The 21,604-nt window shown below is 67.8% G+C and carries 17 protein-coding genes; 11 read left to right on the forward strand and 6 right to left on the reverse strand.

The window, feature by feature from the left end; genetic code table 11:
- Positions 1–17 precede the first annotated feature (17 nt).
- Together IM660_RS19185 and IM660_RS19190 are read left to right on the forward strand one after the other, a co-directional pair.
- Positions 18–2,333 carry a glycoside hydrolase family 78 protein gene (locus IM660_RS19185; protein WP_193499531.1) on the forward strand — a complete coding sequence of 772 codons (2,316 nt, stop codon included), beginning with the start codon at positions 18–20 and terminating at the stop codon, positions 2,331–2,333.
- Complete coding sequence (locus IM660_RS19190; RefSeq protein WP_193497344.1) at positions 2,330–3,964, forward strand: arylsulfatase; 1,635 nt, start codon at positions 2,330–2,332, stop codon at positions 3,962–3,964. Before IM660_RS19185 ends, IM660_RS19190 begins: the two co-directional genes overlap by 4 nt.
- Here the strand turns inward: IM660_RS19190 and IM660_RS19195 are convergent, their stop codons facing one another.
- Positions 3,965–5,338, reverse strand: coding sequence for a sulfatase family protein (locus IM660_RS19195; protein WP_193497345.1), 1,374 nt, complete (start codon positions 5,336–5,338; stop codon positions 3,965–3,967). It lies immediately after the preceding gene.
- Positions 5,339–5,538: 200 nt separating this feature from the next.
- Between IM660_RS19195 and IM660_RS19200 the strand changes: the two genes are divergently transcribed.
- From IM660_RS19200 to IM660_RS19230, 7 genes are all read left to right on the forward strand, one after another.
- A complete protein-coding gene (locus tag IM660_RS19200; RefSeq protein WP_246465045.1) occupies positions 5,539–6,591 on the forward strand; it encodes a LacI family DNA-binding transcriptional regulator in 1,053 nt (350 codons plus the stop codon).
- Positions 6,592–6,657: 66 nt separating this feature from the next.
- A complete protein-coding gene (locus IM660_RS19205) occupies positions 6,658–8,097 on the forward strand; it encodes a sulfatase family protein (RefSeq protein WP_193497346.1) in 1,440 nt (479 codons plus the stop codon).
- Positions 8,097–9,461 carry a sulfatase family protein gene (locus IM660_RS19210; RefSeq protein WP_193497347.1) on the forward strand — a complete coding sequence of 455 codons (1,365 nt, stop codon included), beginning with the start codon at positions 8,097–8,099 and terminating at the stop codon, positions 9,459–9,461. The genes IM660_RS19205 and IM660_RS19210 overlap by 1 nt, the downstream gene beginning before the upstream one ends.
- A 69-nt stretch (positions 9,462–9,530) precedes the next feature.
- Positions 9,531–10,463 carry an ABC transporter ATP-binding protein gene (locus IM660_RS19215; protein WP_193497348.1) on the forward strand — a complete coding sequence of 311 codons (933 nt, stop codon included), beginning with the start codon at positions 9,531–9,533 and terminating at the stop codon, positions 10,461–10,463.
- The gene (locus tag IM660_RS19220; protein WP_193497349.1) at positions 10,460–11,218 is read left to right on the forward strand and encodes an ABC transporter permease; all 759 of its coding nucleotides are present in this window, start codon (positions 10,460–10,462) and stop codon (positions 11,216–11,218) included. Before IM660_RS19215 ends, IM660_RS19220 begins: the two co-directional genes overlap by 4 nt.
- Before the next feature lie 42 nt (positions 11,219–11,260).
- Positions 11,261–12,334, forward strand: coding sequence for a sensor histidine kinase (locus IM660_RS19225; protein WP_193497350.1), 1,074 nt, complete (start codon positions 11,261–11,263; stop codon positions 12,332–12,334).
- The gene (locus IM660_RS19230; RefSeq protein WP_193497351.1) at positions 12,331–12,945 is read left to right on the forward strand and encodes a response regulator transcription factor; all 615 of its coding nucleotides are present in this window, start codon (positions 12,331–12,333) and stop codon (positions 12,943–12,945) included. The genes IM660_RS19225 and IM660_RS19230 overlap by 4 nt, the downstream gene beginning before the upstream one ends.
- A 116-nt stretch (positions 12,946–13,061) precedes the next feature.
- Here IM660_RS19230 and IM660_RS19235 read toward each other — a convergent pair whose 3' ends face one another.
- A complete protein-coding gene (locus tag IM660_RS19235; protein ID WP_193497352.1) occupies positions 13,062–13,862 on the reverse strand; it encodes a TerC family protein in 801 nt (266 codons plus the stop codon).
- A gap of 32 nt (positions 13,863–13,894) precedes the next feature.
- On the reverse strand, positions 13,895–16,213 hold the full coding sequence (locus IM660_RS19240; RefSeq protein ID WP_193497353.1) for a glycoside hydrolase family 3 C-terminal domain-containing protein: 2,319 nt from the start codon (positions 16,211–16,213) through the stop codon (positions 13,895–13,897).
- Positions 16,214–16,308: 95 nt separating this feature from the next.
- Between IM660_RS19240 and IM660_RS19245 the strand changes: the two genes are divergently transcribed.
- Both IM660_RS19245 and IM660_RS19250 read left to right on the forward strand, forming a co-directional pair.
- Entirely contained in the window at positions 16,309–16,932 is a 624-nt protein-coding gene (locus IM660_RS19245) for a TetR/AcrR family transcriptional regulator (protein WP_193497354.1), read from the forward strand.
- Positions 16,933–17,245: 313 nt separating this feature from the next.
- Complete coding sequence (locus tag IM660_RS19250) at positions 17,246–18,352, forward strand: IS110 family RNA-guided transposase (protein ID WP_193497355.1); 1,107 nt, start codon at positions 17,246–17,248, stop codon at positions 18,350–18,352.
- Between the two features lie 56 nt (positions 18,353–18,408).
- Here the strand turns inward: IM660_RS19250 and IM660_RS19255 are convergent, their stop codons facing one another.
- The 3 genes from IM660_RS19255 to IM660_RS19265 all read right to left on the reverse strand — a co-directional run bounded on the left by IM660_RS19255 (position 18,409) and on the right by IM660_RS19265 (position 21,556).
- A complete protein-coding gene (locus tag IM660_RS19255; protein ID WP_246465046.1) occupies positions 18,409–19,431 on the reverse strand; it encodes an ABC transporter substrate-binding protein in 1,023 nt (340 codons plus the stop codon).
- Entirely contained in the window at positions 19,413–20,261 is an 849-nt protein-coding gene (locus IM660_RS19260) for an ABC transporter ATP-binding protein (RefSeq protein ID WP_193497356.1), read from the reverse strand. The genes IM660_RS19255 and IM660_RS19260 overlap by 19 nt, the downstream gene beginning before the upstream one ends.
- A gap of 170 nt (positions 20,262–20,431) precedes the next feature.
- Positions 20,432–21,556 (reverse strand): FecCD family ABC transporter permease, encoded by a 1,125-nt coding sequence (locus IM660_RS19265; RefSeq protein ID WP_210769038.1) that lies wholly within the window; start codon positions 21,554–21,556, stop codon positions 20,432–20,434.
- Positions 21,557–21,604: the final 48 nt, after the last annotated feature.

Below are 21,604 nucleotides of genomic sequence, written 5' to 3' on the forward strand. Positions count from 1 at the left end.
CGCTGGACGGGGCCACCATGATCACCCCCGATCAGGACTTCCACGGTGCCCCCCTGCTCCGGGTAGAACACGCCCTGGAGTCCGGACACGGCGACGTGGTCACCGCGACGCTGACCGCGACCGGGCAAGGAATCTTCGAAGCCTTCGTCAACGGCACACCCGTGGGTCCAGACGTACTCTCCCCCGGCTGGTCCAGCTACCAATGGCGGCTGCGCTGGCGTACCTGGGACATCACCGAACTGGTCCCGGACTCAGGACCAGTGGTGGTCGGTGCAGCCCTGGGTAATGGGTGGCACCGCGGCAGGCTCGGGTTCACCGGCGGCCGTGCCCTCTACGGCGATCAGCTCGCCTTCATGGCCCGCCTCGACGTCACCTTCGCCGACGGGCACGTCCAGACCATCGTGACCGACGAGACTTGGCGAGCTGCACCGTCGGCCACCACCGCGAACGACCTCTACGACGGGCAGACGATCGACGCCCGCCGCCACCAACCCGGCTGGAACACCACCGGCTTCGACGACACCACCTGGGCAGGCGTGCACGAGGTCGCCTTCGACCCCACCACCCTCACCGCCCCCATCGGACCACCCGTCATCCGGCACGAGACCATCCGCCCAGTGCGGATCTGGACCTCCCCCACGGGCAAGACACTGCTGGACTTCGGGCAGAACCTCGTCGGCTGGACCCGGACCACGATCACCGCACCAGCCGGCACCGAGATCACCATCCGCCACGCCGAAGTCCTCGAACACGACGAGCTCGGCACCCGGCCACTGCGCACCGCCGAAGCCACCGACCGCTACATCACCTCCGGCGCTCAGGACGTCTTCGAACCGACCTTCACCTTCCACGGCTTCCGCTACGCCGAGATCACCGGATGGCCCGACCACCTCACCCACCAACTCACCAACGGCGCGATCGAAGCCATCGTCGTCAGCTCCGACCTGGACCGCACCGGCTACTTCGAATGCTCCAATCCCGACCTGAACCAACTCCACGAGAACGTCCTCTGGTCCCTGCGCGGCAACTTCCTCGACCTGCCCACCGACTGCCCGCAACGCGATGAACGACTCGGCTGGACCGGCGACATCGCCGTCTTCGCGCCCACCGCCGCCTACCTCTACGACACCCAGGACTTCCTCGCCGACTGGCTCACCGACCTCGCCGCCGAACAACACGCACAGCACGGTCGCGTCCCGCTGGTTGTGCCCGATGTGTTCCTCGCCGGTCCCACAGACCCGGCCCGTGACCCCGAAAAGGACCGGGCCGTCACGGCGATCTGGGGTGACGCCGCCGTCTGGGTCCCCTGGACCCTCTACCAGGCCTACGGCAACCCTGACATCCTCAAGGCCCAGTACGACTCCATGACCGCGCACACGCGCGGGGTAGCACGTTGCCTGTCGGACACGGGGCGGTGGGATACCGGCTTCCAGTTCGGTGACTGGCTCGACCCCGATGCGCCGGCCGACCAACCCGGCGCCGGAAAGGCCGATGTCGGCGTGGTGGCGACTGCGTGCGCGTACCGAACGTTCGATCTGATGGCCCAGATCGCGGCCATCCTCGGACACAGCGACGAACCCGAGTTCCGTGTCCTCGCCGAACGCGCGCTACGAGGCTTCCAGACCCACTACGTCACCGACGACGGGCGCATCCACAGCGACTGCACCACCGTCTACGCCCTGGCGATCGAGTTCGGACTCCTCGACGACCAGCAGCGCCACATCGCCGGGGAACGCCTCGCTGAACTGGTGGCCGAATCCGGGTACCGCATCTCCACCGGATTCGCCGGCACACCCGTCATCACCGCCGCCCTGAGCAGCACCGGTCACACCGAGACCGCCTACCGGCTCCTGCTCGAACGCAAGTGCCCCTCCTGGCTCTACCCCGTCACCATGGGCGCCACCACCATCTGGGAACGCTGGAACTCCATGCTCCCCGACGGCACCATCAACCCCGGCACCATGACCAGCTTCAACCACTACGCCCTCGGCGCCGTCGCCCACTGGCTGCACACCGTCGTCGCAGGCATCACCCCCGCCGAACCCGGCTACTCCCGCATCCGCATCGCCCCCAGGCCCGGCGGAGGCCTCACCTGGGCCAAAGCCAGCCTGCACACCCCCCACGGCGAGATCCGCACCCACTGGCACCACGACGGCGACCAGTTGATCCTGGAGACCACCATCCCCGAAGGCACCACCGCCGTCGTAGAACTACCCGGAACCGCCACGGCTACCGTGGGCCCAGGGTGCCATCGATTCACCGCTACGTGCCTGTCGCCCGCGTCGATGGTGGCGAGCACGCCCGCACCTCGTGGCGCCGGAGGAGGAACGTGACTACACCGCCCCTACGACGGTCACCGAACATCGTCGTGATTCTCGCTGACGACCTTGGCTACTCCGACATCGGATGTTACGGATCGGAGATCCGGACACCCCGCCTGGACGCACTGGCTGCGGCCGGGGTGCGCATGTCCCAGTTCTACAACACCGCCCGTTGCTCCCCGGCGCGCGCGTCGTTGCTCACCGGTCTTCATCCGCACCAGACGGGCATCGGGGTGCTCACCCAGGACGATGGGCCGCTCGGTTATCCCGGGACGCTCAATCATCGATGCGTCACGATGGCGGAGATCCTGCGTGACCACGGCTATGCCACCGCCATGTTCGGCAAGTGGCATCTGAGCGGCGATGTTCAGCACCCCAACGACGCATGGCCCACCCGCCGTGGATTCGATACGTTCTACGGGACCCTGGGAGGCGCAGCAAGCTATTACCAGCCAGTCACCCTCACCCGAGGGGAGTCGGTCGAACCTGTGCCCACGGATGGCTTCTATCTCACGTCTGTGCTCGGCGACGAGGCGGCAGCGTTCGTCCGCCGGCACACGGCCAACCAGCCCGACACCCCCTTCTTCTGCTACCTGCCATTCACCGCACCCCACTGGCCATTGCACGCACCACCGGAGGCGATCGATGGCTATCGGGGGTTCTATGACAAGGGATGGGATCTGCTCCGCGAGCGCCGATATCGTCGCCTCGTGGCCGAAGGGCTGATCAGCGGCGACTGTCCCCTCACCGATCGCGACGCCGACGTCACCGCGTGGGCGGACACTGCCCATCGCGAATGGCAGGCGCTCCGCATGCAGGTGTACGCCGCCCAGGTGGAGCTCATGGATGCTGCGATCGGATCCGTCATCGACGCGATCACCGAAGCCGGGCAACTGGATGACACGCTGATCCTGTTCCTCTCCGACAACGGTGGGTGCGCTGAGGCGTTCCAGCCAGCCTGGGTGGACGAGATGGACCGTCGACCACTCGCCGCTCTCGAGCGGACATCCTCAGGTGAGCGTGTCCGCCTCGGAAACGACCCGTCGATCCCACCTGGACCCCCGGAGACCTTCACCTCCTATGGCAAGCCGTGGGCCAATCTCTCGAACACTCCGTTCCGGGAGTACAAGCATTGGGTCCACGAGGGAGGCATTGCGACGCCGTTCATCGCGCACTGGCCTTCGGGCGGCCTGCGACAGCGCATAGACCACACGCCACACTACCTCCCGGACGTCCTGCCCACAGTCCTTGACGTTGTGGGTGCGACGTACCCGGATCGCTATTCCGGGCGGGACATCCTTCCGCTCGAGGGGATATCGATGATCGGCTCCTGGACCGGATCGGAGCCGATGCGCCAACGCTCAATGTTCTTCGAGCATGAAGGCAACGGTGCCGTCCGCTCAGGCCGGTGGAAACTGGTGCGCAAGTACGGTCAGGGCTGGGAATTGTATGACCTGAACGTCGACCGGACAGAAGTCCATGATCTGGCCGCGCACTATCCTGATCGAGTACGCACCATGTCTGAGGCCTGGCATACCTGGACGGAACGGTGCGGCGTGAAGCCGTGGGCTCCTCTGCACGCTGCCCGAGCCGCGCGGAGGGACACGGCTGAGCAGATCCGAACGTCCCCGTTGCGCGCCTGACTACGTCCCCGCGCTCATCAGGGCACCGACGGCCATCCGGTGCAGTGGGCTGGTGACAGCACCGTCCAGGAGCGGGTCGGCGGTCTCCCGCATCCACTGGTGCAGCTCCTCGAGCAGCACGTCACGCACCGGGGCGTGCTCCGGATCGTCGGCCAGGTTCTGCTCTTCCTGAGGGTCTACCCTCAGGTCGTACAGCTCGACGGGTGGATGGAAGCTGCGGACCGGCGCACGAGGTGTGGTCCGGGGCCGCCAGGACTGGGAGGAGTCCATGAATCCCGGTGCTGCGGTGAAGTTGACGATCAGCTTGTGCGTCCGGGTGCGCACGCATCGGCGGGGGTCGTAGTAGTCGTGGTAGGTCATCTCGCCGTAGACGGCGTCGCGGTCGGGCGTGCGGGAGTCGGCCTCATCGAGGAGCGGGCGCAGGCTCTGTCCGTGGACCCGGGCGCTGGGTTCGGCACCGACGACCTCGAGCAGGGTGGGGAGCAGATCGATGTGGGAGACGAGCTCGGTGCGGCGCGCCCCACCCGTCCAACCCAGCGTGGGACCGCGCATGATCCACGCCACCTCGAGGCCCGGGTCGTACACGGTGCACTTGGCCCGGGGAAGCGCGAGGCCGTGATCGGTCGTGAAGATCACGAGCGTGTTCTCGGTCAGGTTGCGCTGAGCGAGTCCGGCAAGCACCTGACCGACCGCCTCATCGAGATAGCGCACGGCCCCCTGGAGCTCGGCCAGCTCAGTACGCGTGCTCTCGCCCTCATCAGCGATATAGGCCGGCACATCAACACCGAGGGAGTCATCCGGGTCGATGTGGTCACCGATGAATCCGGTGTACCCAGGTTCGTCGCGGTGATTCACCGGGAGCCGGTGCGGTTCCACGAATCCGACCTGCAGGTAGAACGGCTGGTTGACCTCGACGAGGCGGTCGAGCTCGGCGCATGCGGCCGCTGCGACGGCCTCGGCACGATCGGGCGCGCCCGTTCCTTCGACGACGGGAACTGCTCGATCAAAACCGAGACGCGCCGCCATCTGCTCCGGTGTCCGGCTCGCCAAGGACTCATGCTGCACCCCGAGCAGTGACGTGGTGTACCCGTTCTCGTGCAGCTGCTGAGCGAGGTGGCGTTCGTCCGGGAACAGGTCCCATGCGAAGTTCCGGTGCGTCAGTCCCATCACCCCGGCGGAGTGCGGGTAGCGCCCCGTGAACAACGAGGCACGCGCAGGGCTGCACTGCGGCGCTGTGCAGAAGGCCTGTTCGAAGAGCACACCGTCCGCGGCCAGGGCGTCCAGGTGTGGAGTGTGCACCGTGCGGTGGCCATAGCAGCCAAGGAAGCGACCGAGATCGTGGCAGTGCAGGAGAAGAATGTTCGGGCGGACCACAGTTGTCCCTCCGCTGTGAAAAAGTTCTTTGATACGATTCACGAACACGATACGGAGCCGGTGCAGGAAGGTCAATATTCTGCGGTTCACCTCCCATGATCGACTCGCTGATCCCTCACCAGGGGACCAGATGGAGCTCTGGATCGTGCCAAAATGGGTAAGAATCGAACCGATCGGTTCAGCAAGGACGAGGAGAGGGTGTGTCGCGAGCCGTGAACCTTCCCACCGAGCCGAATCACCGCCCGACCAGCCGCGACGTCGCGCGCCTGGCCGGGGTGTCCGTGAGCACTGTCTCGAACGTGCTGAACAGACCCGATCTGGTGACCGACGGCACCCGTGAACGTGTCGAGCACGCGATGCACGAGCTCCGCTTCGTCCGAAACCGCTCGGCTCGAGAGCTCCGGATGGGGAAGGGGCGGACCATCGGACTCCTCGTCTACGACATCTCCGGCCCGTACTCCATCGCTGTGGCTCGTGCCGCTGAACGGCACCTGACAGAGGCCGGATACATGGTCATGCTGTGCAGCTCAGATGGACAGCCTGACCGTGAACGACGCCAGCTGTTGGAGCTCGAGGAGCACGGCGTCAGCGGAATCGTGATCGGCCCCACCAGCCACGATCTCGCTACCGTCGACGAGATCCGTGAGCGTGGAACGCCGGTCGTGCTGCTGGACCGCGCAAGTCCGGACGGTGAGCACTGCTCGGTCGCAGTCGATGATGTCAAGGGCGCAGAGCAAGCCGGACGGCACCTCCTTGCGCTGGGTCACCGTCGGATCGGTCTGGTGAACGGGCCGCACGACCGTCGGCAATGCCACGACCGTCGCCGCGGACTGCACCAGGCTGTCGAGGAAGCAGGGCTCAAGGTCGACGCGACTGTTGTCGAGGTGGTCGTGCCGGAGCCAGACGCCGCCGCCGGGGAGGCGTCGGTCGGGGAGGTCATGAAGGGACGTCGGCCTCCAACGGCCGTCATGTGCATCAACGACCGGCTCGCGCTTGGTGTGCTTCGTGGATTGCAGGAGCGAGGCATTCGGTCGCCGGAGGATGTTGCTGTCGTGGGGTACGACGACCTCGAGTTCGCGGCCATGCTGTCACCTCGCCTGACCTCCATCCGCCGCCCGAAAGAGGAGTACGGCCGTCGAGTCGCCGAGCTGCTCCTCGATGAGATCGAGAACGCGACCACGCACGTGCATCAGCAGATGGTCTTCCAGACCGGACTGGCCGTGCGGGAGTCGAGCGATCTCCCTCGCCCCTAGCGCACGTCGCGCCTCAGGACACCGTCTCAGGCGCGACGTTGAATCGAATCAGAGAGGACGGATCGGATGTCCAGGCCCAATGTCGTGTTCATCATGAGCGACGATCACGCGGCACACGCGATCTCTGCCTACGGCAGTCGCATCAACCAGACCCCGCACCTGGATCGGCTCGCCCAGGACGGGATGCGCTTCGATGCCGCGTTCTGCACGAACTCGATCTGCACCCCGAGCCGTGCAGCCGTCCTGACCGGCCAGCACAGCCACGTCAACGGCGTGCGAAGCCAAGGGGACCAGTTGGACGGGCGGCGTCAGACCTTCCCGCAACTGTTGCAGGGGTCCGACTATCAGACGGCACTGTTCGGCAAGTGGCACCTGGGGCACGGAGGGAACGCCGATCCGACCGGGTTCGACACGTGGAGCATCCTCCCCGGCCAAGGGGACTACGTCGACCCGGTACTGATCGAGAACGGCGCCGAACGCCAGCACACCGGCTACGTCACCGACCTGCTCACCGACCTGAGCCTGGCGTGGCTCGACCAGCGAGATCAGGATCGACCGTTCCTGCTCTGCCTGCACCACAAGGCACCACACCGCTGGTGGGTGCCCGCTGATCGGCACGCGGACCTGTACTCCGACGACCGAGAAGAACCGGAGACGCTGGACGACGATTACAGCACCCGCGCCAGCGCCGCTCGCCGGGCACGGATGCGCATCGATCGGGACCTGACGGTCAAGGATGTGAAGGCCGAACCACCTGCCGACCTCGACGGTGAGGACCGCCGTCGGTGGTTCTACCAGCGGTACATCAAGGACTACCTGCGGTGCGTGGCAGCGGTGGACGACAGCGTGGGACGGGTGCTCGACTACCTCGACGCCCACGACCTGACTGAGGACACGATCGTCGTCTACACCTCCGATCAGGGCTTCTTCCTGGGCGATCACGGCTGGTACGACAAGCGATTCATGTACGACGAGTCGCTGCGGATCCCGCTGCTGATGCGCTATCCGGCCCGTATCGCCGCGGGCAGCACGAGCGACGCGCTCGTGCAGAACATCGACTTCGCGCCGACGTTCGCCGAGCTCGCCGGCATCCAACCCAGCGAACCGATGAACGGCGCGAGCCTGACCCCGATCTTCGACCAGGCTGAGCCTGCCGACTGGCGCGCAGCCGCGTACTACCGCTACTGGGAGCACGACTCCATCCCGCATCGTGTCGCCGCCCACTGCGGTATCCGTACCCGGACCCACAAGCTCGTCCATTACTACGGCCGGGGGCTCGGGGTCCCGCGAGCGTCGGACACCCCCACCGAACCCGAGTGGGAGCTCTTCGACCTGGTCGCCGATCCGCACGAGCTACACAACCTCTACGGCCGACCTGGCCACGAGGAACTCACCGCGGAGCTCACGCGCACCCTGAGCGAGGTCCGTGCGGAGATCGGCGACGACAGCCTGACCCGCCCGATCCCCGGTGCCGCCGCCGACACCTCGGTTCTGGGGGCCCAGTGATGACTCGTCCCAACATTCTTCTCATCACCGCCGACGACTTGGCGGGTGATACTCCTGGTTCGTTCGGTGGGCGGGGCGACGTGATGCCGGCGTTGGACAGGTTGGCGGCTGAGGGGATGACCTTTGGGCGTGCGCATGTGCCGGCGCCGGTGTGTCAGCCGAGCCGGTCGGCGTTGATGACGGGGCGGTGGCCGCACCGCAACGGTGCGGAGGGATTCGAGCCGATCGATGAGAGGGTGCCGTTGCTGACCGAGGCGATCAGCACCGTCGGGTATCGCAGCGGGATCCTCGGGAAGGTGAACCACCTGCAACCGGAGGACCGGTTCGGGTGGTCGTTCGTGCGGCAGCAGGCCGAGCTGGGCATGGGGCGAAACCCGCAGGCGTATGGCGACGCGACGGCGGAGTTCATCGCGGCATCCGAGGGAGAGCCATGGTTCCTGATGGCGAACGCGCACGACCCACATCGCCCGTTCCACGGCAGTGCGGCTGAACGGGAGGGATACACCGAGGAGCAGCAGGCCTCCTACCCGGACCCGAGCTGCGTGTTCACCGCCGAGGAGGCGGATCCGCCCGGCTTCCTGCCCGATCTGCCGCAGGTCCGCCAGGAGTATGCCCAGTATCTGAGCTCGGCGCGCCGATGTGACGATGTGATCGCGGCGATCCTGGCCGCCCTGGAGGACTCGGGGCAGTCGGAGCGCACGGTGGTGGTGTTCTTCTCCGACAACGGGATGGCGTTCCCGTTCGCGAAGGCGAACTGTTATCTGGCGGGAACGCGCACACCGCTGGTGGTGCGCTGGCCGGGCCAGGTGCCCCCGGGCGGAGTGAACAACGACCACTTCGTCTCCACCCTGGACCTGTTCGCCACCTTCTGCGAGATGGCCGGGGCCGAGATTCCCGACGGCGTCGACGGACGCAGCGTAGTCAGGCTGCTGCAAGGGCGTGGGGAACCTGGGCGTGACCATGTGGTCACCGTGTTCCACGAGACGAACGCGGGGAACAGGTATGAGATGCGGTCGGTGCAGGACGGCGAGTGGGGCTATATCTGGAACGCCTGGTCGGATGGGGAGAGCGCGTATCGGGCGGAGAACATGGCCGGTCTGACGTGGCCGGCGATGACGGACGCGGCCGAGACCGACACGGCCCTGAAGGAGCGCACCGACTTCTACCGGCGACGCGCCCCGGAGGAGTTGTACCGGCTCACCACCGACCCGAACGCGCTGCACAACCTCATCGACTCGAAGGGCCAGGCGGGCGACCCCGAATCCGCGCAGGCACTCACCCAAGCACGGACCCTCCTCCGCGAATGGATGAACACAACCGGCGACCCCTTGCGAAGCGAGTACCCCGCGTGGGCGGCGATGTGACACCTGTCATCCGCACCTCGTGACAGCACCCCCTCGTGCGCACCCTGGCCACGCCGCCAGTGTGGAGGGATGAGAACACCTCCCCCCGCAGGCGGCCCGCCCGCCGTCCAGCTCGACCAGGTCGTGAAGGAGTTCCGGTCCGCCACCGGCTCCGTGCGGGCCGTCGACGGCATCGACCTGACCATCGGCTCCGGCGAGATCGTCGCCTTCCTCGGCCCGAACGGCGCCGGGAAGACGACGGCGCTCGACATGATCCTCGGCCTGACCACCCCCACCTCAGGCACCATCAGCGTGCACGGTCAGGCGCCCCGCCGCGCCGTCGCCGCCGGCCGGGTCTCGGCCGTGCTGCAGACCGGAGGTCTGCTGCGCGACCTCACCGTGGCCGAGACGGTCACGCTCATCGCCTCGACCTACGCCGAGCACGCCGGGATCGGGGCCGTGATCGAGCGCGCGGGCCTGACCGAGCTCGCCGGCCGGAAGGTCTCGAAATGCTCCGGTGGTGAGCAGCAGCGCCTCCGCTTCGCCCTCGCCCTGCTGCCCGACCCGGACCTGCTGATCCTGGATGAACCGACCGCCGGGATGGACGTGACAGCCAGGCGCGACTTCTGGGAGACGATGCGGGCCGAGGCCGCCTCCGGCCGGACGATCGTCTTCGCCACCCACTACCTGGAGGAGGCCGACTCGTTCGCCCAGCGGATCGTCATGGTGGCCGGCGGCCGTATTGTCGCCGACGGCGCCACCGAGGAGATCCGCACCCGGGCCACCGGACGTCGCGTCTCGGTCACGTTCGCGCCCGGCAACCGCGCAGAGGCACTCTCCCGCCTGGAGGCGCTGGACACCGTCCACGCCATCACCCCCGACGGCGATCGCGTGCACCTGCGCGCCCTCGACTCCGACGCCGTCGCCCGCGCCGTGCTCGACCTCGGCGGCACCGACCTGCTCGTCACCTCCGGCTCCCTCGACGACGCCTTCACCACCCTGACTCAAGGAGCGACCCGATGAACACGACCTATCTGCGGATCGAACTCGCCCGGGTGGGCCGGGACCTGGTGAGCATGTTCTTCATTGCGGTGATGCCGGCGTTCTTCTTCATCATCTTCGGCGCCTCGATGGAGTACGGTGCCTACCCGATCGGCAACGGGAACGTCTCGATGCACACGATGATCTCGATGGCCGCATTCGGTGCCGTGGTGGCGACCACGGGCGTGGGCGGGATGGCCGCCGTCGAGCGGATGCAGGGCTGGGGGCGCCAGCTCGGCCTGACGCCGATGTCAGACGGCGCCTATGTGCGCGTGAAGACCACCGTGGCGTTCACGATCTCGCTCATCCCGATTGGGTTGGTCTACCTCATCGGCGCGTTCACCGGCGCCAGCGCACCAGGCTGGGTGTGGGCCGCGAGCGCCGCGATCGTGATGCTCGGGGCGGCTGTGTTCTCCCTGTACGGCCTCATCGTGGGCCTGCTCTTCCGCAGCGAGGCCGCGGTCGGGGCGGCCAGCGGCGCACTGGTGATCCTGGCGTTCCTCGGCAACATCTTCTTCCCACTCAGCGGGGTGATGCTCACGATCGCGAAATTCACCCCGTTGTACGGGATCATCGGGCTGGCGCGCTACCCCCTGACCGACGGCGCGCTGGTGGCCACCGAAGGCGTCGGAGGGTCCGACCCGCTGTGGATGCTCCTGGTGAACTCTGTGGCATGGACGGTGATCTTCGCCGTCGGGGCGGTGCTGCTGGTGCGGCGCGGGCGTGGGCGGCAATGACATCCACCTCCCGGCGTGGGATTCGGGCGAGAATGGCGGGCAATGAGCGCACCTGATCCCGCGACCGAACCGTGGGCGAAGTTCAGCTGGTTGCTGGCCACGCCGTGGCTGGTGTTCCTTGTCTTCCCCGTGACCGGCATCTTGCAGGCCCCGGCTCCGTGGTGGCTTCGCGTGTTCGCCCTGACGGCGGTCCTCGCCTTTGCGGGCACGTACCTGTTCGGCTTCATCACCAATGCGCGCACCCCGGTGGGGTCTGCGCGCAACCACGTGATCTTGGCGATCCTGTTCGTCCTCACGGCGCCGGTGTTCGCAGTCGTGGGACTGGACGCCTTCGGGATGTTCACCTTCCCACCCGTCTATGCGGTGTTCAGCCAGCCACTGCGCAGGGCGATCATCCTGGCGGGCGGGCTGGTCGTGATCGTCGCGACGACAGTGCTGCTGGCCGGCTCCCCAGAACGTCTCCTCTATGCAGGCACCATCACCGGAACCACGCTGTTCGTCGGCCTCATCCGGTGGATCGATGACCGCCACCAGGAGCGGGAGGTGCTCGAGCGTCAGCTCACCGTCACCGCCGAACGGGAACGCGTGGCGCGGGACGTCCACGATGTGCTCGGCCACAGCCTGACCGTGGTGACGGTGAAAGCGGAGCTGGCCGAACGGTTGATCGAGGCCGACCCCGTGGCGGCGAAGGCGGAGATCGCTGCCATCCGCTCCCTCACCCGGGAGGCGCTCGGGGAGCTGCGGGCGACAGTGTCCGGGCTGCGGGTGGCACGCCTCGCCGACGAGTTGACCGCCGCGCAGGAGGCACTGACCGATGCTGGGATCGACGCCGACGTTCCCACCGACCCGGCTGTGGTGGACCCCCGGCACCGGATCGTGGTGGCGTGGGTGCTGCGGGAGGCGATCACGAATGTGGTGCGCCACTCCGGAGCCGGGCGTTGCGAGGTGAGCTTGGGGTCGTCGTCGTTGGTGGTGGCCGATGACGGTGTGGGGCCGGGTGGCGCTGCCGAGGCCGGCGGGCTCCGGGGCGCCCGGGAGCGGGTCGATGCCGCCGGTGGCACGCTGACCGTGCGGCCCGGCGAGACGGGTGGAACACGTGTGGAGGTGCGCTGGTGACCGGTCCGATCAGAGTGCTGCTGGCCGACGACCAGGCACTGGTGCGCGGGGCGCTGGCGGCGTTGCTCCGCCTCGAGGACGACCTGGACGTGGTGGCCGAAGTGGGCGCCGGGGACGAAGTGGTGGCAGCGGCCCGAGAACACCGAGCACACGTGTGCCTGCTCGATATCGAGATGCCCGGGATGGATGGGATCGCTGTGGCGGTACAGCTCCGGGCGGAGCTCCCGCACGTTCGGTCACTGATGGTGACGACGTTCGGCCGGCCGGGGTATCTGCGCCGGGCGCTGGAGGCCGGGGCCGCGGGGTTCGTGGTCAAGGACACCCCGGCGACCGAGTTGGCCGATGCCATCCGGGCGGTGCATGCGGGCCGCCGGGTGGTGGACCCGGCGCTGGCGACCGAGTCCCTCGCCGGAGGACCGAACCCGCTGGGCGAGCGCGAGCGGCAGGTGCTACGCGAGTGCCTCGACGGTGAGCCGATCGTCACAATCGCCGCGCGGGTGCATCTGAGCCCCGGCACCGTGCGCAACTACGTGTCCTCGGCCATCGGGAAGGTTGGGGCGACCAACCGGGTGGAGGCGGCCCGGATCGCCGACCGGAACGGGTGGCTGTAGTCGGGTCACCGACACAACTGACGGCCCTCAGCCGCTCCGTGCCATAGAGGGCACAGTGTCGCTGAGGGCCGTCAGTTGTGTACCGATATGCCCGGGCCGGAGGCGTCAGGCGCCGATCAGGACCCGGCGCCGACCTTCTGCTCGGGGAACCTGGCCTTGAGGTGCACTGGCTCGACCACCTTGCCGGCCTTCTTCACGGACCGGTTGCGGTAGATGAGGTTGAGCACCTCGACTCCGATGGCGAAGGCGATGGGTCCGTAGATCATGCCCTTGCTGACGTGCATGTCGAAGCCTTCAGCCAGCAGGGTGGCGCCGATGAGCACGAGGAATGCCAGGCAGAGCATCTTGACTGTCGGGTGGCGGTCGACGAAGTCGCCGATGGTCTTGGCCATGAACATCATCACCACGATCGCGACGACCACGGCGGTGATCATCACCCAGAGCTGGTCGACCATCCCGACGGCGGTGATCACCGAGTCCAGTGAGAAGACCATGTCGATGAGCACGATCTGCAGGATGACGCGGCCGAAGGTGGTGGCGGCCTTGGAGGCCTTGCTCTCCTCCTCGCCGTCCGCGCCCTCGAGCTTGTGGTGGATCTCGGTGACGGCCTTGTAGATGAGGAAGGCACCACCGGCGATCAGGATCAGGTCGCGTCCGGAGAACGCGAGCGCCTCGACGTCTCCGATCGAGAACCAGGGATCAGTCAGGCCCACGATCCAGGAGGCGAAGAACAACAGGATGATCCGCATCACCAGGGCGAGCGCGAGGCCGAGCACGCGCGCCTTCTGGCGCTGCTCGGCGGGGAGCCGGTTGGCGAGGATGGAGATGAAGACCACGTTGTCCACGCCGAGCACCAGCTCGAGCGCGAGCAGGGTGGCGAGGGCGATCCAGACATCAGGGCTGGCGAGAGATTCCACGGGGGGAGCCTAGCCTGTGGCGGTGAACCCAGTCACCGGTGTCGGCTGACCAGCTCGGCGAGACCCTCCTGCGTGAGGTCGGGCGACATCCGCATGACCGGCACCTTCTTCACCGGCATCGCCCCGAGGAAGGCGGCCATCGCCGGGTCAGGACTGTCCTGGCCGAAGAGGGCGCCGAAGTCACCCATCGCGGCCAGCAGCGCCGATCCGGCCTGCGGGTGCTCGAGCCATTCACTGATGGTGGCGTCCTCGCTGAGCGGACGGCGCAGCGCCGGTGCCACGAGTTCGGTGACATGCTCCAGCGGCAGGTCGCGCGAGGAGGCTCCGACGGCGACGTGCAGCGGTCCGGGCTCCACGGCCCAACCGTGAGCGTGCACGTCCCAGTGGCTCAGTTCACGCCGGGTGACAGTGAGCTCGACCCGCTGCTCCTGGCCGGGCTCGAGCTCCACGCGAGCGAAGCCCTTGAGTTCGCGCGGCGGCCGCACCACGGCTGAATCGGGCCGGCTGAGGTACAGCTGAGGCACCGCCACACCCGCACGGTCACCGGTGTTGTGTACGGTCACGCCCGCCCTCACGACGACGTCCCCCACACCGGTCTGCTCCGTCACCTCGGTCACGTCGACCGTCAGGTCGGTGTAGTCGAAGGTGGTGTAGGTCAGGCCGTACCCGAATGGGTAGGAGACCGCCCGCTCGGTCGCGTCGAGGCCGCGGTAGCCGATGAAGAGCCCTTCGCCATAGCGCACGGTGCCGTTCTCGCCGGGGAAGTTCAGCTGCGCGGGTACATCGGCCAGGCGTACCGGGATGGACTCGGCGAGCCGGCCAGACGGAGCGGCATCGCCGAGCAGCAGGTCGACGGCGGCGCTGCCCCCGGCCTGGCCGCCCAGCCAGAGCTCAAGCAGCGCATCGGCGTGGTGCTCCCACTCGGAGACGGCCACCGCGGAGCCGTTGGCGAGCAGCACCACGGTGCGCTCCGCGACCGCAGAAACGTCCCGCAGCAGTTCCCGGTGGCTGGCGGGGATATCCAGATGCTCGCGGTCGTATCCCTCGGACTCGTCCACGGCGGGCAGCCCGAGCAGCACAATCGCGGTCTTGCCGGTGGCGGCAGCAACAGCCTCGGCGCGCAGGGTGACGTCGTCTCGGGTCTCACCCTCGGCCGGGCCCCCGGGCTTCTCGGCCTCGGCGAGCCGGTAGCCGGGGGTGAACGGCACGTCGATCCCTCGTTCGGCGAGGGCGTCGACCATGCTCACCAGCCGGGTGGGGTTCACCTGAGAGGATCCGGCGCCCTGGTAGCGGGGGGTACGGGCCAGCTCACCGATGAGGACCGCAGACCCTGCCAGAGTGTCCATGGCTAGCGGAAGGACGGCGTCGGGGTTCTTGAGCAGGACAGCGCTTCGCACGGCGACCTCGTGGGCCAGGGCGTGGTGCGCCGTCGGGTCGGCCGTTCCCGGCTCGGCCAGGGCCAGCTGCGCCCTGGCGATCATGGTGAGCACACGCGTGACGGCGGTATCGAGGTCAGCCTCGGCAAGGCGCCCCTCGCGGACCGCGGCAACGATCGCGGCGTCGTTGAGGCCGTGCGAGGAGGGCATCTCCAGGTCGAGGCCGGCGGCGATCCCGGCGGCGCGGTCGTCCACGGCGCCCCAATCGGAGACCACCAGGCCCTCAAAGCCCCACTCTCCCCGGAGCACCTCGGTGAGCAGCCACGGGTCCTGCGAGGCGTAGGTCCCGTTGATCTTGTTGTAGGCGCACATGACGGTCCAGGGCTGGGCGCGGGTGACGACCTTCTCGAAGGCCGGCAGGTAGATCTCGCGCAGGGTGCGCTCGTCGATCTCGGCGGAGATCCGCATCCGGTCGGTTTCCTGGTTGTTCGCGGCAAAGTGCTTCAGCGAGGTGCCCACGCCCTGAGACTGGACGCCGGCCACCAGCTCAGCGGCCAACTCACCTGCGTGGAAGGGATCCTCGCCGATGTACTCGAAATTGCGCCCGCACAGGGGGCTGCGCTTCATGTTGATACCCGGTCCGAGCAGCACGGCGACGTCGTTGGCGCGGGTCTCGATTCCGAGCGCCTCCCCCACCCGGTACAGGAGGTCGCGATCCCAGGTGGAGCCGAGTCCGGCGGCGGAGGGGAAGCAGGTGGCCGGCACTGAATCGTTCAGGCCGACGTGATCGGTGGCCCCGGCCTGCTTGCGCAGCCCGTGCGGGCCGTCGGTGACCATGACGGCGGGGATACCAAGGCGCTCGATCGCCTGGGTGTGCCAGAAGTCCTGCCCGGAGCACAGGGCGGCCTTCTCCTCCAGGCTGAGCTCGGTGAGCAGGCGTGGGATGTCGGCCTGAGTGAGGGCTGTCGAGTGCATGCGTGCTCCTGCGGGAGTGGGGTACGACGTCGTCCGAGAGCACCGTAGAACTTAATTAACCGGCCGGTCAATATATTCTTGGCTAGCCTGGTTCCGTGGCACACGAGCAACCACGGCGGCCGGGGCGCCCGCCGGCCGGTGGCGAGGACAAGCGCGAGCGGATCCTCACCGAGGCGATCGCGTTGTTCGCACGCTCCGGATATGCCGCCACATCCCTGGCTGACGTGGCCCAGGCTGCACAGATCTCGAAGGCCGGCCTGCTCCACCACTTCGGATCCAAGGGATCCCTCTACTCCGCCGTACTGGAGTGGCGTGATACACGAGACGCAGGGGCGCTGACCTCCGCTACCGACGTGTGGCAGCAACTCGACAACTTCGCCGACCTCATGGATCGCAACGCCGAGGACCCAGCGATGGTAGGTCTGTACATGGCAATGGCCGTCGAGGGCACGCACTCCGGGCATCCGGCCCACACATGGCTCACCGACCACTTCACCCGCGCTGTCGACACCCTCACCGCCGGGTTCGAACGCGGCAAGATCGACGGCGCGGTGCATCCGGATGCGCCCTCACGGGACCTGGCCCGATCGGTGGTGGCGCTGGCGGACGGAATCCAACTGCAGTGGCTGACCGTGACGTCACCGGATCAGGAACCGGTCCGGATGGGCGATCAGATCCGGCAGCTGACCGAGCTGATCCGGGCTCGTTGGGCCATATAGCGACATTGCTCGACGATTTGGTGGCTGGTCAGCCGCCAGATCGACTGTGAGTGTGGTGTTCGCAGCCTGGTGGTGATGGGCTGTGGGTGGTGGCTTGGAGTGTGACTCGCTAATCGACTGGCCGTGTGTGCCTTTCGCACGACTTGTCCGCTCCGGGTCGCCGCCTCCGGCCCGGTCGGAGCGACTGGCCTGATCAGGAGCTTGACCGGCGGGCGTAGTAGCGCCCGTCGTGTCCCATCTACAGTCCTGCCGATTCTCCTACCGGACCGGAAAGCAACAACGTCCCGTCCCGTTCCGAAGTGGAGGAAACGTCATGACTAGTCTGAGTGATCTCGTCGAGGTTGTCATCGGGGTCGACACCCATGTCGATACCCATACCGCGGCGATCATCGATGCTGGCACCGGTGGGGTGCTCGGCCAGGTACAGGTCGCGGCCACCCCGGCGGGGTATGCCGAGCTGGTCGAGTTCGTCGATACCCACCTACGCGGTGAGGATGAGGCTGATATCGAGACCGATCCGTGCGCCGCCACTGGTGGACGGGCGTGGGCGATCGAGGGCACCCGCTCCCACGGGGCGGGTCTGACCCGACATCTACAGGCTCGTGGTGAGCTGGTCATCGAGATCGACCGCCCGCAACGGGCCAAGCGCCGCCGTGGAGCCAAGTCCGACCCGATCGACGCAGTCCGCGCCGCACGGGAAGCGTTAACCCGCGAGCACCTCGCCACCCCACGCTCAGGCGGGAACCGGCACGCCCTCGCGATCCTGCTGAGCACCCGAGACTCCCTCGTGACCGAAGCAGGCCGCGCCGCACGGCAAGTGTTCCACCTCATCATCACCGCCCCCGAACCCCTGCGAGCGAAGTTCGCCGGCAAGAAACTGCCCGCGATGATCACCACCGCCGCCCGGCTACGCACCCGGCCCGGTCAAGACATCGAGACCACCACCACGATCACCATCCTGCGCGACCTGGCCCGCCGCGCCCAAGACCTGACCACACAAGCGACCCAGTACAAGAAACAGATCCACCACATCGTGACCAGCATGCGCGCCGACCTGCTCGATCAGCCCGGCATCGGCCCCATCGTGGCCGCACGAATCCTGTGCGCCTGGTCCCACCCCGGACGCATCCACTCCGAAGCCGCATTCGCCATGCTCGCCGGCGTCGCCCCCATCCCAGCCACCAGCGGCAGAACCACCAACCGACACCGCCTCAACCGCCACGGCGACCGCCAACTCAACCGAGCACTCCACGTCATCGTCCTGACCCGACTACGCCACGACCCACACACCCGCGCCTACGCCCAACGCCGCACCACCCAAGGCCGCACCCACCGCGAAATCACCCGCTGCCTCAAACGCTACATAGCCCGCGACATCTACCGACAACTCGAACACCACAACCCCACAAACACCCCTTGACAGAACATAGGAGCGTCGAGCGATTTCTGGGAGGCGATCGGGCCGGTCTGCGAGGCTCAGAAGGCGTCGGGATAGAGCCCTTCGGCGATCTGCCGGACGATCGCGACGTTGCCCAGCGTCCCGGGGAAGACGTCGGAGCTGGAGACCGCGATCAGGCGACCTTCACGCACGGCAGGCATGTCGGGGAAGGTCGTCTCCAGGTACTCCCTGGTGGCCGTCTCGTGCGCCTCGTCGTAGACCGAGAACACCAGCGCATCGGGTTCCTCGGCCGCCAGCGACTCCGGCGTGACGGTCGCGGCGAAGAAGTCGGCGAACGCGGCTTGGTCCGGGCGGTAGACGTTGTCGGCACCAGCGCGGGAGAGGATGTCGTACTCGATCCCCGCACCGATGGCCTGCAGGGTGGTCCCGTCCACGTAGACCTGCGCCACCCGCAGCGGCTCGACGGCGGCCACCGCGGCCTCGACCTCGTCCAGGTCCGCCTGGCTCTGCGCGATGAGGTCTGCGGCGGCCCCCTCCACGCCGAAGATCGTCCCGATGTTCTCCAGGTCCGTGAACAGGTCGGTGACCTCGCCGCCCATCCGTCGCTCTGCGCACCCGCCGGTGGCGACGTACACCGCTGCACCGGCCTGGTCGAGCTGGTCGATGCTCGCGAACCCCTGCTCCGCGGTGAACTCGTACGTGGTCGGCGAGTAGACGAAATCCGGCTCCACGGCCAGCAGGTCCTCGCGGCTTGGCGGCATGACATCCCCGATCACGGGCACATCGGCGGCCAGGCCGGCAACGTCGTCAGGCAGGGCTTGAGCCCCGGTCTGAGCCTGCCCGGCGAGGTGGTCGGCCAGGCCAAGACGCAACAGCAGCTCGGTCTGGGCGGGGTGCATTCCCACCACAGCCCCGGGGACGTCATCGACGACGACGTCCCGTCCGCAATTCTCGATCGTCACCGACTCGGCCGGCTCGCTCTCGGACGTGGTGGACCTGACGGCGGACCCGCACCCGGTCAGCAGCAGCACCCCGGCAAGGGCGGCAGGCGCCAGGCGCGCGGGTGCAGCGGAGGCAGCGTTCATGAGGAGGTCGCGCATGATCGTGAGGTTCCTTCTGTGGAGGGGTCAGTGCGGGATGGTTCAGCGGGCGGTTCGGGTGCGGAGTGGGCGGCGAACGGCCGGAAGGCGAACACCGGATCGCTGGGCTCGCCGAGCACGCGGACGTCGACGCCGAAGGTGGTGCGGATCAGGCCCGGCGTCAGCACCTCCACAGGCGGTCCGGAGGCGATGATGCGCCCTTCGGCGAGCACCACGATGTGGTCGCAGTACTGGGCCGCGAGGTTGAGATCGTGCAGGGCCGCGATCACGGTCCTGCCGAGCCCCCGGACGGTGCTCATCAATTCGTGCTGATGAGCGATGTCGAGGTGATTGCTCGGCTCGTCGAGTACGAGGATGGGGCTCTCCTGGGCGAGCGCCCGCGCCAGCATGACCCGCTGTCGCTGCCCGCCGGAGAGGGTGGCGACCATGCGATCACCCAGATTGGTGATCTCCGCCCGGAGCATCGCCTCATCCACGATGCGCAGATCCTCGGCAGTGTCCCGACCGAACGAGGCGTGATGCGGTGCACGGCCCAGGGCCACGGTCTCTGCCACGGTCAGATCGAAGTCGGTGGGTGGATCCTGCAGCATCACTGCCACCGATCGCGCCGCCTGCCGCCCGCTGAGGCTCAGCACGTCCCGGCCATCGACGTGCACGGTGCCCCGCCTCGGCTTCAGGGCCCGGTACAGGGTGCGCAGCAGCGAGGACTTCCCGCTCCCGTTCGGCCCGACCAGACCCACCACAGTTCCCGATTCCACTGTCAGCGAGGACTCGCGCACCACATCCCGCCCGCCCAGGGTCACCGTGACGGCGTCGAACTCCACTGTCATCGGTGCTCTCTGGTCTGAGCCCTCCGGTACCCCGCTCCAGCGGCCCTCGTCCCTCACGCCACCTACACCCGGGTTCCTCAGGCTCATCGGTGCTCTCTGGTCTGAGCCCTCCGGTACCCCGCTCCAGCGGCCCTCGTCCCTCACGCCACCTACACCCGGGTTCCTCAGGCTCATCGGCCGAACCCCGCCCGGTCGGCACCGCTACGGCGCATCAGCCAGAGGAAGAACGGTGCCCCGACGAACGCCGTCAGGATCCCCAACGGGATCTCGGTCGGAGCAGCCACGGTCCGCGCGAGCAGATCGGCTGCCATCAGGAACACCGCACCGCCGAGCACCGCCACCGGCAGCATGCGCCGGTGATCGGCGCCGACTGCGATCCGCGCGATGTGCGGCACGACCAACCCCACGAACCCGATACCGCCGGCGACCGACACCACCGAGCCGGTCAGCAGCGAGGCCAGCACGAGCAGAATGGCCCGCATCCGGGCGGCGTCCACGCCGAGGGAGACGGCGGACTCGTCCCCGGTCATCAACGCATTCAGCGACCGCGCCAGCAGTGCCGCGGCCACACATCCCACCACCAACGCCACCGCCGGTCCGATCAAACTCGACATCGTCGCCGCCGACACGCTGCCGAGGAGGAAGAAGAGCACGCTCACCACGTTCTGGGCGTCGGTGGAGATCGTCAGGTAGCTCGTCACCGCGCTGAACAGGGTGCCGAGCGCCACGCCCGCGAGGATCATCCGGGTCGGTGACAGCGCCCCGTCCTTACGCGCGAGCGCCGCCACGCACACACAGGCAGCGAGTGCCCCGACAAAGGCGGCGAGGTTCATCGACATCCCACCCAGTGCCGCCGACCCGAGCACGATCACGAGGACGGCGCCGACGCTCGCGCCGGAGGAGACGCCGAGGATGTAGGGCTCGGCGAGCGGGTTGCGCACCGTCACCTGCATGAGGGCACCGGCCAGCGACAGGCCGGCTCCGGCGAGCCCCGCCAGCAGTGCGCGTGGCAGGCGGAACTGCCACACAGCCTGATCCTGCAGCGCCGTCAGCGATCCGTCCGACATCCATGGCATTCCCGGCGCCAGGTGCCCGATCACGATCTTGGCAGCCTGCACAGTGCTGACCTCCACCGAACCCACGGCTCCCGAGAGCACCACGAGCACTCCGACGGCCACCGTCAGGACGCCGCAGATCACCGTGGTGCGCCTGGCGCGAGCGACGCGAGCTCGTGCAGTGGCGGAGCGATCGCCGTCCGGTGGGCGCACGCCGATAGCGGGGGAGGAAGTGGGCACGGAATCGCACTATAGTGAGAGCGATTCTCATATCCAAAATCGACAGGC

This window comes from Ruania alkalisoli, assembly GCF_014960965.1.
Taxonomy (GTDB): Bacteria; Actinomycetota; Actinomycetes; order Actinomycetales; family Beutenbergiaceae; genus Ruania; species Ruania alkalisoli.

Excerpts from the sequence above, each read along its gene's own strand:
- IM660_RS19225 (WP_193497350.1), top strand. The coding sequence starts at position 11,261 with ATGAGCGCACCTGATCCCGCGACCGAACCGTGGGCGAAGTTCAGCTGG.
- IM660_RS19255 (WP_246465046.1), bottom strand. The coding sequence starts at position 19,431 with ATGCGCGACCTCCTCATGAACGCTGCCTCCGCTGCACCCGCGCGCCTG.
- IM660_RS19210 (WP_193497347.1), top strand. The coding sequence starts at position 8,097 with ATGACTCGTCCCAACATTCTTCTCATCACCGCCGACGACTTGGCGGGT.
- IM660_RS19220 (WP_193497349.1), top strand. The coding sequence starts at position 10,460 with ATGAACACGACCTATCTGCGGATCGAACTCGCCCGGGTGGGCCGGGAC.
- IM660_RS19240 (WP_193497353.1), bottom strand. The coding sequence starts at position 16,213 with ATGCACTCGACAGCCCTCACTCAGGCCGACATCCCACGCCTGCTCACC.
- IM660_RS19215 (WP_193497348.1), top strand. The coding sequence starts at position 9,531 with ATGAGAACACCTCCCCCCGCAGGCGGCCCGCCCGCCGTCCAGCTCGAC.
- IM660_RS19260 (WP_193497356.1), bottom strand. The coding sequence starts at position 20,261 with ATGACAGTGGAGTTCGACGCCGTCACGGTGACCCTGGGCGGGCGGGAT.
- IM660_RS19185 (WP_193499531.1), top strand. The coding sequence starts at position 18 with ATGATCACCCCCGATCAGGACTTCCACGGTGCCCCCCTGCTCCGGGTA.
- IM660_RS19250 (WP_193497355.1), top strand. The coding sequence starts at position 17,246 with ATGACTAGTCTGAGTGATCTCGTCGAGGTTGTCATCGGGGTCGACACC.
- IM660_RS19205 (WP_193497346.1), top strand. The coding sequence starts at position 6,658 with ATGTCCAGGCCCAATGTCGTGTTCATCATGAGCGACGATCACGCGGCA.